Source organism: Rahnella sp. P4_A8 (assembly GCF_056402435.1).
The window spans coordinates 20,575-33,985 of the sequence record NZ_JBFUHK010000024.1 but is presented as its reverse complement, the minus strand read 5'-3'; the positions used below and the strand labels follow the sequence as shown (position 1 = coordinate 33,985).

Sequence of the window (13,411 nt, the reverse complement as noted above, 5' to 3'; positions counted from 1 at the left end):
CTGAGGATTAACCTAACGTGATGTGCCCGCTGTTACCCTGATATTGCCAGCGCAATTGTTGCCCCTGACGACTGACTTCCGGCCCGGCCAGCGCGCTGATATCACGGGTAGCAGACGCACATACGGCGCATATCAGCCAGTGAGAACCGGCAGGCAGTGACGATTTCAGCACCGGAATGGCGGCGGTTTCGGCGAACATAATGCTGCTGTTGGGCGGGGTGATAACGGCGGAGGCTTCGCGTGGTTCGCTTTCTTCAAGTGCGACAATCCGGCTGACGCCGTTGCGTGCCGTGACTGTCACACCATGTTTTTCTGCCGACAGCTGTGTTTGCGTTGAAGGTTCCTGCATTACCGCGAAACCGCCTTCGGCCGTCTCCAGCGGACGCTGATTCTCGATGTGATGAACGCGCAGATGCCAGTCACCGCAGGGGAGCAGCCAGGTACGCACGGCAACGTCGTGCCACGGCAGCCAGCGGGAGTAAATCATCTCGCCGGTGATCCGGGTCTCTGCACAGTCCCGGCGTCCGCGGAAATAACCGTCACTTTCCGAGAACATCAGCATTGAATCGCAACCGGCATGATTCAGCCCGTACCTGCCACGATCTAAAGTGAATCCGAACTGGCTGGAATAGGCGAATTTGGTGTATTTGGCTTCGGTATTCACAAAGTTATTCAGCTCAAGCTGCCCGGATGTCAGCATCACGACATGCTGGCCTTCGGTATCGCGGGTCAGGATCTGACTGGCATGAGGAATACAGTAAGCCGCGGGCAGTGCGGGAAGCGGGGCTTCTTCTGCCTGCCAGAAGGCATCGTCCGGCGGCAATGCCAGCACCAGGAACAGTTTGCATGCCCAGTAAGGTGAACCCGGCGCGTTATAGTCTTCAGCCATCACCAGATTTGGTGTGTGGTAACCAATGCTGAGCACGCCGTCGCGGTCGAAAATCGGCTCTTTTAGCCAGTGACGCAAATGACGCAAAATCAGCCCCTTGATAATACCCGGGCTGAACACCTCCAGTTTGCTGTACGCCGCCGCACTCCAGAACGCCGCTTCGGCAAAACGATAAGCCAGGCTACGTCCGAAAGGCACCGCCGCGCCGCCTGCTGAAAACATCGTAATGAAATCCTGTGCGAAACGTTGTGCGCGTTCACGTAACATGGCCGCACGCGGCGCATCCACATCGGCCATATTCTGTACATACAGCAGCCCGTAATAATGAAACGCCATCGAAATGTAGTAATCACGCGGCCTGCCGGGACCGTCGGAATACCAGCCATCGCCCAGATAATATTCTTCCATCAGCGCAAATCGGGCCGCCACGGCTTCCTGATCCCAGGGTAATCCGGAGACTTTAAAACCCATCTGCACCATGACCGGGAAGAAATTCCAGTTATTATTCGGGATGGTGGCATCACGTCCCTGATTCAGCCAGTCAGCCAGATTCTGTTGCTCCTGCGCGCTGAAATGCTGCAACAATTGCTTGTTCAGCAGCGTCAGCCCGACGCCAAACGCCGCCATTTCCACACAGCGCTGATCAAAATCACGGATTTTTCCCCAGTATTGCGGATGCTGCGGATCGGTGCCGAAACGAATGGCATTCAGATAAAAAGGCAAATCTTCACATTCACCGCCACCCGCCAGCAGCGGGAATATTCCCCACAACATGCGTGACAGCGCTTCCATTTTGGCAATCTCTTTGCCGTAATGGGTGGTGGAATTGCCCAGACTGATTCCGCTTTTGCCTTCTTCCGTATAAGGCGACACCGCCGCGAGCAATTCTTGCAAGAGATGCTGCACATCATCGCGGGTCTGTAACGGATTATTGATGTTCACTTTTTTCGGCGTCATAAAAACTCTCCCGGTGATGTGAGGGAAGCAGAAATAAGGGTTTATTAATTTGAAATATTATTTCAATTCTTTGTGCTGCGAGTGAAATATAGAGAACTGAAAATCGCTGATTGTTACGTGCTTCACAGAATGGCGTGATTTTTGAAATTGTGATTACCAAACCACGATTAAAACGGCTTAAATTATAAAAAACTGACTGAAAATTGTGTTTTGTTGTCCTTGCCGTTAATGGCGTAAAAATGAACTGAGGAAAACAGGAATGCCGGTATCTGATTATCTGGAACGCATTGCCCTTAATGAACGTCAGGTTTCTTTTAACCGGATGAACCGTGGGAGTGCTAATTATTTCCACTGGCATCAGTGTCTGGAGTTACTTTTCGTCAGTCAGGGTTACGGCATTGTCATTGTGGATAATCAGCAATACACGTTGCGCCCGGGACGGTTGTTTGTCTTTCCGCCTTTTAAACTGCACAAAGTGTTTGTCGAATCCGGTGAAAAGAACCTGTATTTGCGCACCACCATTCATCTGGACCACCAGTTGCTGGATGGCTGCCTGCAATCGTTCCCGCAACGCCGGGCACGGTTCGCAAGTTTGTGGGATGCCGACCGCGCGGCACACATTTATGATCTCAGCGAACATGCCAGCCATATAGAAGTCATTCTCGAGCAGTTCAATCAGTTGTCTGAAGCGCAGGCCGATCAGTGGGAAGAAATTACCCTACTGATTTTGCAACTGATGGCCTTTATGCCCGCAGAGGACGCAATGCCGAAAACCATCAGCCGGACAACGGCCTCTAAAGTGATGCAGTGGATTGAAGAAAATTACGTGCAGAAGTTTTCTCTGGCGCAGCTCTCAGCGGCCATCGGGTTGTCAGAAAGTTATATCTCGCGGGTTTTCGGGCAGGAAACCGGGGGCTCCATTCAGGATTACCTTGCCACCCGGCGGGTTAAAAGGGCATGTGAATTACTGCGTTCCACCGACCGTTCGGTCGAAGAAATCGGACTGCAATGCGGATTTACTGACGCGCCGTATTTTATTACCCGTTTTAAAAAGATGATCGGCAAAACGCCGTTGCAGTATCGCAAGGCGGCATTTTCTCTGACGACTTAACGCCAGCTGGCGGGGGCAGAGCCGAGCGGTGAAGCCGGGAAGCGCCAGTGTAATGTCGTATTTTCCAGACGAACAGGAGGAAGCAAACGCCGGGCATTGCCCCAGACCGTACGTTCCTGTTCGGGTAAAAAGTCGGCCGGATCCGCGGATTCAATCAGTGGTTCGCCGCTTTCTGCTAAGGTGCTATTTTCCATCAGTTCGCGGGCAGTACGTGCCAGTGAAAGGCGGCATTCGCTGCCCTGACCGGTTTCCATACGTTGCGCCAAACCCTGCAGCACTGCCGCAGCCATCAGATAGCCGGTAGTGTGATCCAGCGCCTGAACCGGCAGCGGAACAGGCTTGTGACGACCGGAACGCTGCATTCCCTGTTCAGCGATCCCGCAGCTCATTTGCACCAGACTGTCAAACCCGCGCCGTTCGCGCCATGGTCCGCTCCAGCCATAGGCATTCAGGCACACATCCACCAGCCCTGGCGCAATCGCGCGACGTTGTTCACTGCCGTAACCCAGTTTGTGCAGCGCGCCTGCGCGATAGCCATGCACAATCACATCCGCGTCCCGCAGTAATTCTTCGAAACGGTGCCGGTCCTGCGGGTTATGCAGGTTCAGCCGCGCACAGTGTTTACCCAGCGTGACATCCGCTTCCTGACTGGGTTCATCCCAGCCAAAGGGATCAATGCGTAATACATCCGCCCCCAGTCCTGCGAGAAAACGCGTCGCCACCGGCCCGGCGATAATCCGTGTCAGATCGAGTACTTTCACGCCCGCCAGCGGCTGTTGCGGGGATAATTCCCAATGCGGCGGTGCCACTTTAACGGACAACGCATGCTGAAAAAGAGGTTCCGCTATCAGCGATTTTCCCTGAACATGCTGCTGCCATTCTTCCGGGCTGAGCATCTGCGCGGCACATCCACCCGCCCGCACCACGGCGTGTTCCAGTGCTGCTTTTTTCCACATCACCACCCGCAGCGCCAGCGCCTCGCGGTTTTCCGCTTTGCCGAGCAGTGTTTCAACCACCTTACGGTGCGCGGGGGCATTGGTATGCAAACGGATCCAGCCGTCCGCCGTGGCGTAATCACCCGCCAGACTGTCCCAGGCTGGCGGTATTTCCCAGCCGTCAGGCCGGATACTGGTTTTACACCACAGCGAGGCCAGACGGCGATCCACGGTTACGGTATCGTGTTTGCCGTTTCTGAGGGCGACCAGTTGCGACACTGCGATTCCTGCCAGCGCAACAGAGGCGGCAATCAGCGGGGTCACCGGATAATAAGAGGGAAGATTTCCGGCACCGCTGACATGGAGCGTGCAGGGGAGTGAAATTTTGCCGGTTAACTGCGCGTATAGCGCACGGGCTTTCTCCTGAATCAGTTCATCGGACATGCTGAAACCTCATGCAGTAAAACAAAAAATCACAAAGCGATGAGATTTCAGCATAGCAGGGCGGGCACAAAGGCGTGCTAACCCGGCGCGGATAACACGCTGAATCATGAGTGATAGTAACCTTCCGGTAACAGAATGTTCCTAAAGTTACCGGGGGGTTACGCACCTCAACAGGGCAGGAATTACGGTTAAAACCGGCGTTTCTGAAAACCGGCTCATCCCCTGTCATACGGGGGATAAGCACTGTCATAAGCGCTAACTTTTTCAAGCGAAATATTAGCTGAATGCATTCAATTTCTTGTACTCGGCTTGTGAATTTTACGTTAGCCTTAGGGTCGAAAATTCTGAATACGCGGGGACTGCGTTTTTGTGACGAAGCCCCCGGATTTTTTTGCCCAGTACAGGAAACGATTCTGGCATGGAACGAAGAGCATTTATTAAAGCATCTATGGCATTCGCCGCCTGGTGTGGTGTGCCGGCTATGTCCACACTGTTCACCCGTTCCGCAGAAGCGGCAGAGGCGAATGTGGCAGACGGCGGCGAATTGCCGTTTGATTTCAACGCGCTGAAAAAAATGGCGAAAGATTTGGCTGACAAGCCCTACGGTGGCGCGCCGCAGCCGTTGCCGAAGACGCTGGCTGAACTCACGCCACAGGCCTACAACGCGATTCAGTATGATCATGCACATTCGCTGTGGAATGGTCTGCCTGACCGTCAGCTTGATGTGGAGCTGTTTCACGTCGGCATGGGCTTCAAACGCCGCGTGCGCATGTATTCTGTAGATCCGGTGAAACACATGGCGCGCGAAATCCATTTCCGCCCTGAATTGTTTAACTATCACGATGCCGGTGTGGATACCAAACAACTGGAAGGCTTCTCAAATCTTGGTTTCGCCGGTTTTAAAGTCAATAAAGCCCCTGAACTGACGCGCCGCGACGTGGTTTCCTTCCTCGGTGCCAGCTATTTTCGTGCAGTAGATGATACCTACCAATATGGCCTGTCAGCCCGTGGTGTGGCGGTCGATACCTTTACCGATCAGCCGGAAGAATTCCCTGATTTCACCGCATTCTGGTTTGATACGCCAAAACCTGGCGACACGACTTTTACGGTTTACGCCTTGCTGGACGGCATGAGCATTACCGGCGCGTATAAATTCGTGATCCACTGCGAACCGACCCGTGTGGTGATGGAAATTGAAAACCATCTGCATGCCCGCGAAGATATCAAACAACTGGGCATTTCTCCGATGACCAGCATGTTCAGTTGTGGCACCAGTGAACGTGGCCGTTGCGACACCATCCACCCGCAAATCCACGACTCTGATCGCCTGGAAATGTGGACCGGTACCGGTGAGTGGATTTGTCGCCCGTTGAACAACCCGCAGCGATTGCAGTTCAACGCCTTCAGCGACAACAGCCCGAAAGGTTTTGGTCTGTTGCAACTCGACCATGAATTCAATAATTATCAGGACGTGATTGGCTGGTACAACAAGCGTCCGAGCCTGTGGGTAGAACCGGTCGGGGACTGGGGGAAGGGCGCCGTCAATCTGATGGAAATCCCGACTACGGGTGAAACCCTGGATAACGTGGTGTGCTTCTGGCAACCGGAAACACCGGTGAAATCCGGTGCTGAATTTAGTTTCAGCTATAAGCTGTACTGGAGTTCCGTACCTCCTCACCGCAGCCCGCTGGCGAATGTGCTGGCGACACGTACCGGTATGGGCGGTTTCCCGGAAGGGTGGGCGCCGGGTGAGAACTATCCGCAAGTCTGGGCGCGTCGTTTTGCTATCGATTTCATTGGTGGCGAGCTGAAAGCCTTTGCTGATAAAGGGATCGAGCCGGTGATCAACGTCTCGGCGGGTAAAATCAAAAACATCGAAATTTTGTATGTGCAGCCGTTCGACGGTTACCGCATCCTGTTTGACTGGTATCCTGACAGCGATTCAGTCGCGCCGGTCGAGCTGCGTATGTTCCTGCGCAACGGCCAGACTGCGCTGTCTGAAACCTGGCTGTATCAGTATTTCCCGCCAGCGCCGGATAAACGCAAGTACATTGATGACCGTCAGATGACGAAGTAGTCCCCGTCATCCTTCAAACCGCAGGTGCGTTGGCTGCATTCGCTCACCCGAATCACTGACTTTAGTCAGCTCATCGGGATTCGTTCGTTTGCCGCCTTCCTGCAACTTGAATGATTTAGGGGAGTTGTCATTAATAAATACAAAAAGCCCCGACTATTCGGGGCTTTTGCTTTTTTTCTATTTTATTTTTGCAGATGAACCCAATACAGGCACGTGCAAAATACTTCCACGGGTAAAGCAAGGGTAACGCACGACACTTAACTGATGAAGGGCAAGATGGCAATCAAAACGCCTTCACCAACATTCCGTTCTGTGGCTGCTGCTGCGGATTTCGCAGCGCCATGTCGAAAGATTTCTCGATCTCTTTCAACTGTTGTAAAAATTCGTTCGGCGAAAAGTCGTGTGGTTTGCTGCTCATATAGGCAAGCGCCAGTTCTTTGGCGTTATAGCGCTGAAAGTTGTACATGCTGTTCCTTATTAATTTCAGAAATATTAATGGAATGGCTAACAGCGAGCTGGCTAATGACCACTGCTTACGACGTGCTGCCAATGCGATGAATTCTACGGGGTTTACTGATAAGGGAAAGTCGCTTTTATTGATGCATTCAATAGTTAAAAGCTAACAGACTGCGCTTTATCTATCAGCGATGAATCATGCGGATTTTAATAATCATTAAGAGGTATTAAATCGTTCAAATATGAATTACCTCATTATTTTAAACTTCCGCATTAATTGAAGAAATTCTTTGCGAGTCATGCTGTTAATGTGAATTAAAAGGGTTGGGCTTCCTGTCATGCTGCGTTACCCTCGGAGAGTTATTCACTTTCACATTATCAACGAAAAGAGGTTTTTATCATGAGTAAATTTATCTTCTCTTCGCCAAGAAAATACGTTCAGGGCAGCGGTGTACTGGATGAGTTAGGGGATTATCTGCCCGACCTGGGGGGAAAATCATTCCTGATTGCTGATGATGTTGTTTGGGGAATTATCGGTGACCGCGTACAGAAATCATTGAAAAAGCGGGCGTAGAATTCCACTACGAGCGCTTTAACGGTGAAGCCTCTGCCAGCGAAATCACCCGTCTGGCAGGTATCGCCCGTGATGCGGGAACACAGGTAGTGGTCGGGCTCGGCGGCGGTAAGACGCTCGACACGGTTAAAGCCATTGCAGATGAACTGAAACAAAACGTAGTGATTGTGCCGACCGTGGCCTCTACCGATGCGCCGTGCAGTGCGCTGTCGGTTATCTACACCGATGAAGGCGTTTTCGAATCCTACCGTTTCTACAATAAAAACCCGGATCTGGTGCTGGTGGATACCCATGTTTGCGCACAGGCACCGGTACGCCTGTTCGCCTCCGGTATCGCTGACGGCCTGGCGACCTTTGTTGAAGCGCAGGCGGTATTGCGTTCCCATTCCCAGTCTATGGTAGGCGGCGACCCGACTATCGCCGGGATGGCCATTGCCGAAGCCTGCGAAAAAACGCTGCTGACTTACGGCTACAGTGCTTACACCGCAGTTGAGCAGAAACTGGTGACGCCAGCGGTTGAAGCCGTGGTGGAAGCCAACACATTGCTGTCCGGTCTGGGCTTTGAAAATGCCGGTCTGGCGGGGGCGCATGCCATCCATAATGGTTTTACTGCGATCTCTGGTGATATTCACCACCTGACGCACGGTGAAAAAGTGGCATACGGTACATTGACGCAGATGGTGCTGGAACAACGTCCGGACGAAGAAATCGCGAAATACGTGCGCTTCTACCGCGCCATCAAAATGCCAACCACGCTGAAAGAAATGCATCTGGAAAACGAATCTTTCGCCAATCTGGTGAAAGTGGGTGCGCTGGCAGGCGGCGAGGGCGATACGCTGGGCAATCTGAACCACAACCTGTCTGCCGAAGATGTGGCGAATGCCATTCTGGCGGTGGATGCGTTCAGTAAAACTGTGAAGTAATTATCGGCTTGTGCCTTCGGAAAAAGTGAGGCATGCGGGTGGTAAGGCGAATGCACACGTTAACTCATTCATTTGTCTTTAATACCCCCAACCCTCCCCTTCGCAGGAGAGGGCGCCGGTCGGGCTATTCCCGGCCTGGCTTTTTGCTACTCCCCCTGCAGAGGGGGAGTCTGAGAAGAGGTTTTAAGGACCAGAACCGGGGTAAAATACAGGTTGTTCAGGCGCCTTAAATCCGCGCCATCACCCAGGGAATCGCCACCGGCAGTTGTGACAGCAGGTAAAGCACCAGGCCGATAAAGGCACCGACCAGCGTGCCGTTGATGCGGATAAACTGCAAATCCTTACCGATATTCAGTTCTATTTGCCGCGACATATCGCGCGCGTCCCAGCTTTTCACTGTGTCGCTGATGTGGCGGGTCAGGAATTCGGCGAATTCCGGTGCGACTTTCTCTGCAATACTTTCCATCTGCTGATTCAGCGAGAGGCGCAGCTTTTCGTCCTGCGCCAGCGCATTACCCAGCCATTGCCCGGATTCGGTGACTTTGGCGAACACCCGCGAATCCTCGCTTTCTAAATCTTCTTTCAGCCAGTTACGCATATCGCCCCACAGCTGCAAAACATACGTATTCAGCTTTTCGTCATCTTTCAGATACTGTTTGATCTCTTCAGCTTTCTGCGCGGTCGCCGGGTCATTTTGCAGCTTCCAGATAAAGCTTTGTACCGAGCGATCGAAGCCTTTGCGGAAAGCGTGGGTTTTATCGTTGCCCATATCGTCGAGCACGGAATTCACGGCATTGGAGACCATATCCGCGCCGTTGCGCCCCAGCCAGCCGGTGGGCAGTAATTTGGCGGTCAGCGGATGTTCGCGTTTCATCCAGCCGACAATCTGCGCGGAGATAAACTGCCGCGTGCTGTCTTTTGCCAGCAGGATTTCCAGCTGATCCATCGCCTGATCCAGCAGTTCCTGATGGCGGCCGTTTTTGGTCAGGCTTTCCAGCAAGGTGGCAATCGACGCCGACAGGTCGATTTTGTCGATCACCCGGTACAGCGCACGGCGGATAAGCTGGGCGATGCGCTGATCGTCAGTGACGTCCAGAAAACCGCGGATCATCTTCACGGCATATTTGGCAAACCGTTGTGCGTTGTCGGGCGCGTTCAGCCAGTCTGTCAGCATCCGCGCCGGGTCATGCTGGCGGATCAGTGTGATAAGTGTGGCGGGTGCAAGGAATTTCTCCTGCACGAACACCGCCAGATTATCGGCAATCTTGTCTTTGTTTTTAGGGATGATCGCCGTATGCGAGGCGACAAACGGCACCGGCACGCGGCGGAACAGTGCCACGACGGCAAACCAGTCAGCCATTGCCCCGACCATCGCGGCCTCGGAAATGGCTTTCAGACCGGACACCCAGAAGTTGGGCGGCAGGAAAAGGGTGATGACAAACAGGGCGGCGGCAACCAGCAGCAACCCCAGCGCGTTACGTTTACTTCGGCGAAGTTCTTGTTCTTTATCCATTACCTCAGTTTAGGAAGCGAGCGGCGGACTGTCAGCTTTTTTCTTGCGATTGCGCCACTTGCCGTGCAGTGCGCGATAACCAGTTGCCGGAATGCCGCCAGCCCGACACCGGCGCGCACCAGCCCGAGAATAGTGTGAGTCTGGCTGCAATGTTGCACGTAATGCGGCACGACGTTGGCCTGTGCAAACAGCCCGGCGATACAGTCGTAAAAGTATTTTCCTTCGCTGGCGGAATACATGATGAAAGGTTGTCCGGCAAAGTCCCGCAGACGGAGGCGGGGTTTGGCGGTCAGCGCGGATGAAGCAGGCAACGCAACGCATAAAGGCTCACGCAGTACGCAATGATAGGCCAGCGGAAATAACGTCACCGGCTGGCGCACAAAGCCGATATCCAGCGTGCGCGCCGCCAGTGCCTGAAGCTGGGCTGACGACACCATTTCCTTCATTACCAGCGTGATTTCCGGCAATTCCTGAGCCGCCAGCGCGATAATCTGCGGGATTTGCCAGTAACTTTGTTTCCACTGATGCGGCGGTGATTGCATTGATGACGCTGGCATTTTTTGGCAAAGGTTTATCGGCCATCGGCTGGGCAGTGATGTCAGATACCGCGCCGGAGAAAATGATCGGCCTGAGCGGCGGGGTGTTTAACTGTCTGGGTAACGTTGCGGGGATTATTACGCCCGTAGTGATCGGTTATATCGTCGCGGCAACCGGCTCCTTTAACCTCGCGCTGTGGTTTGTCGGCGCACACGGTTTGCTCGGCATGTTTGGCTATCTGGTGGTCGCCGGTAAGTTCGAGCGCATGGTGATCCGCCAGCATACGCGGGTAAAATGAGAATTGTTCTTGATATGACAATGCGTGTCATTAAACTGCGTGCAGCATCATTTTCCTGCATTCAGAATGAGAAAAATTCATGGAGTTGTTACGTGTTGTCTTTAAGCAATACCGCTGGCCGTTTTTAGGGGTGATGGCGCTGAGCCTGCTCAGCGCCGTTCTGGGCATCGGGCTGATCGCGTTTATCAATCTGAAACTGATTGAAACCACCCAAGGCTCGCTGATGGTTCTTCCGCAATTCCTCGGATTACTTCTGTTGCTGATGGCGGTCACGTTAGGCTCTCAGCTGGCGCTGACCGTGCTCGGTCATCACTTCATTTACCGTCTGCGCGGCCAGTTCATTAAACGTATTCTCGATACCGATATCGAACGCATCGAGCAAATCGGTAATGCGCAACTGCTTGCCAGCCTGGGCAGCGACATCCGTAACATCACACTGGCGTTTGTGCGCCTGCCGGAGCTGGTGCAGGGGATTATCCTGACCCTTGGCTGTGCGGGATATCTGGCCTGGCTGTCACCGGAAATGCTGCTGGTGACGGTCATCTGGCTGTTGATCACTATTTTCGGCGGTTTCAAACTGGTGTCGCATGTTTACCGTCATCTGGCGAAAGTGCGTGATGCGGAAGACAAACTGCAAACCGATTATCAGAAAGTGATCGAGGGGCGCAAAGAGCTGGCGCTGAACCGCGAGCGTGCGCGCCATCTGTTTGATGATGTGTACCGTAAAGATGCCGAAGAATATCGTCACCACATCATCCGCGCCGACACCTTCCACCTGAGCGCCGTGAACTGGTCGAATATCATGATGCTGGGCGCGATTGGCCTGGTGTTCTTCATGGCGAATACGCTCGGCTGGTCGGATACCGACGTTGCCGCTACTTATTCCCTGACGCTGTTGTTCCTGCGCACGCCCATGTTACAGGCTGTGGGTGCGCTGCCGACGCTGCTCAGCGCGCAGGTGGCTTTTGGCAAACTGAAAGCATTGAAACTGGCGGAATATAACGCAGCCTTTACCCCCGCCATTGTCGCGAAAAAGTGGCAAACCCTTGAACTGCGCGACCTGACCTTCAGTTACGCAGGCAAAGAAGAGGGCGCTGGTTTTGGCGTCGGTCCGCTGAACCTGACGATCACCCGTGGCGAGCTGGTATTTTTGATTGGCGGCAACGGCAGCGGAAAATCGACAATGGCGATGTTGCTGACCGGTCTGTATCAGCCGCGTTCCGGGCAAATCCTGCTCGACGGCGTGCCGGTCACCGCCGAAAACGCCGAACAATACCGGCAGATTTTCTCGGCGGTGTTCACCGACTTCCACCTGTTTGGTCAGCTCATGGGTCCGCAAGGCGAGATGCCGGACCCGCTGCTGGTGGAAGACTGGCTGCAACGCCTGAAAATGAAAGACAAACTCCAGTTCAACGGCAATGAAGTGACCAATCTGCAACTGTCTGCCGGACAGCGTAAACGGGTGGCGCTGTTGCTGGCCGCTGCTGAAGGGCGTGATTTCCTGCTGCTCGACGAATGGGCGGCCGATCAGGATCCCCAGTTCCGCCGTACCTTCTACCGCGAGCTGTTGCCACAATTGCGTGATATGGGTAAAACCGTGCTGGCAATCAGCCATGATGATCACTATTTTGAACACGCCGATCGTCTGCTGGAAATGCGACAGGGCAAATTGCACGAACTGCACGGGCAGGCGCGTATTGACGCCAGCCGCGATGCGGTCGCACAGATTGGAAGTCACTAAATTGTTTACTGAAGGCAAAGGAAAATGAACTGGAATGAAGTGATGGTGTGGGGCATCAGCGGTGCGGTCATTGGCTCGCTGATCGGGGCATTACACAAAAAAGGCAAAATTGGCCGGGTACCTGCGGTGATCTTATTTCTGGTGTTGATCATCGGCGGTAACCTGCTGTGGGGGGGCGTCATCAAACCGCGTCTTGCCGGTAACAGTGAAGAGCAGAAAATCGATCAGGCGCTGGCCGAATTGCCGCTGTACAACACCATCAGAATKCAGGAACCGGCACTGTATGCGCAGATCCGCAGCAATATCCTGAATATGAAGAAAGAGGGTAAACCGCAGCAGGAAGCCATTGATACCGTCAAACCGATGGTGTCACTGTTACTCTCGCAACGCATCAGCCACGCACCCGACGCCAATGTGAACCAGGCGATGCAGGTAAATCTGGAAGAAATGCAGACGCTGCAGGCACGCAAAGACGGCAGTTGCTTTAAATTCCTTTATCCGCAGGTCAGCGGCGGCGTGAATACCGCGCAGGTGCTGCCGCCGGAACTGTTCCGCAAAGATCTCGACACCATGAATGATTTACTGCTGGCGACCGGCAGCGGGCAAACGGTTATGCCCGCCCCTGTGAGCACGGAAAAAGTGGTGCAGATGATGGTGCCGGTGCGTGAAGCCCTGGCCAGTATGTATGGAGAACAGTTGCAGATGTTTAATGACCTGACCAAACCGGATGTCGATCGCGAAAAAGTGTGCGAAATTTCCATCAGCCTGTACTCCGGCATTCTGGCGCTTCAGCCTGCGGAGTCTGCGGCTATACTTCGCCAGATGCTCGGTCAGCACTAACCGTCATCCCTCAGGCTGCCTCTGCGTTAGCTTCGTTCGCAAACCCCGGTCATATACTTATGTATGCTGCCGGGGATTTGCTCAGTCGCTGCCCTGATGCACCCCGAATGATTTAG

At 53.6% G+C, this 13,411-nt stretch carries 10 protein-coding genes and 1 pseudogene; 6 read left to right on the top strand and 5 right to left on the bottom strand.

Annotation, left to right across the window (positions count from 1 at the left end):
• Positions 1-7: 7 nt before the first annotated feature.
• Entirely contained in the window at positions 8-1,846 is a 1,839-nt protein-coding gene (locus AC1DUO_RS13825) for a DUF2264 domain-containing protein (protein ID WP_477987653.1), read from the bottom strand.
• A 259-nt stretch (positions 1,847-2,105) separates the two neighbouring features.
• Between AC1DUO_RS13825 and AC1DUO_RS13820 the strand changes: the two genes are divergently transcribed.
• Positions 2,106-2,957, top strand: coding sequence for an AraC family transcriptional regulator (locus AC1DUO_RS13820; RefSeq protein ID WP_112151875.1), 852 nt, complete (start codon positions 2,106-2,108; stop codon positions 2,955-2,957).
• On the opposite strand, the gene AC1DUO_RS13815 is transcribed toward AC1DUO_RS13820, so the two are convergent.
• Positions 2,954-4,336, bottom strand: coding sequence for a CoA transferase (locus tag AC1DUO_RS13815; RefSeq protein WP_121019625.1), 1,383 nt, complete (start codon positions 4,334-4,336; stop codon positions 2,954-2,956). The genes AC1DUO_RS13820 and AC1DUO_RS13815 overlap by 4 nt on opposite strands.
• A gap of 418 nt (positions 4,337-4,754) precedes the next feature.
• Here AC1DUO_RS13815 and AC1DUO_RS13810 point away from each other — a divergent pair, with 418 nt between their 5' ends.
• Positions 4,755-6,413 carry a glucan biosynthesis protein D gene (locus tag AC1DUO_RS13810; RefSeq protein WP_013575256.1) on the top strand — a complete coding sequence of 553 codons (1,659 nt, stop codon included), beginning with the start codon at positions 4,755-4,757 and terminating at the stop codon, positions 6,411-6,413.
• 283 nt (positions 6,414-6,696) lie between these two features.
• Here the strand turns inward: AC1DUO_RS13810 and AC1DUO_RS13805 are convergent, their stop codons facing one another.
• Positions 6,697-6,879: a hypothetical protein gene (locus AC1DUO_RS13805; RefSeq protein WP_013575257.1), complete on the bottom strand. Its 183-nt coding sequence runs from the start codon at positions 6,877-6,879 to the stop codon at positions 6,697-6,699.
• Between the two features lie 390 nt (positions 6,880-7,269).
• Here AC1DUO_RS13805 and AC1DUO_RS13800 point away from each other — a divergent pair.
• A pseudogene (locus tag AC1DUO_RS13800) lies at positions 7,270-8,366 on the top strand (glycerol dehydrogenase).
• A gap of 226 nt (positions 8,367-8,592) precedes the next feature.
• Here the strand turns inward: AC1DUO_RS13800 and AC1DUO_RS13795 are convergent.
• Entirely contained in the window at positions 8,593-9,879 is a 1,287-nt protein-coding gene (locus AC1DUO_RS13795) for a DUF445 domain-containing protein (protein ID WP_477987650.1), read from the bottom strand.
• Entirely contained in the window at positions 9,879-10,421 is a 543-nt protein-coding gene (locus tag AC1DUO_RS13790) for a LysR substrate-binding domain-containing protein (RefSeq protein ID WP_250981308.1), read from the bottom strand. The genes AC1DUO_RS13795 and AC1DUO_RS13790 overlap by 1 nt, the downstream gene beginning before the upstream one ends.
• Before the next feature lie 2 nt (positions 10,422-10,423).
• Between AC1DUO_RS13790 and AC1DUO_RS13785 the strand changes: the two genes are divergently transcribed.
• The 3 genes from AC1DUO_RS13785 (at position 10,424) to AC1DUO_RS13775 (ending at position 13,295) form a co-directional block, all read left to right on the top strand.
• The gene (locus AC1DUO_RS13785) at positions 10,424-10,714 is read left to right on the top strand and encodes a glucarate transporter (RefSeq protein ID WP_314523164.1); all 291 of its coding nucleotides are present in this window, start codon (positions 10,424-10,426) and stop codon (positions 10,712-10,714) included.
• Between the two features lie 79 nt (positions 10,715-10,793).
• On the top strand, positions 10,794-12,455 hold the full coding sequence (locus AC1DUO_RS13780; protein WP_477987647.1) for a multidrug ABC transporter permease/ATP-binding protein: 1,662 nt from the start codon (positions 10,794-10,796) through the stop codon (positions 12,453-12,455).
• 24 nt (positions 12,456-12,479) lie between these two features.
• A complete protein-coding gene (locus AC1DUO_RS13775) occupies positions 12,480-13,295 on the top strand; it encodes a hypothetical protein (protein ID WP_477987645.1) in 816 nt (271 codons plus the stop codon).
• The last annotated feature ends 116 nt before the right edge of the window (positions 13,296-13,411 follow it).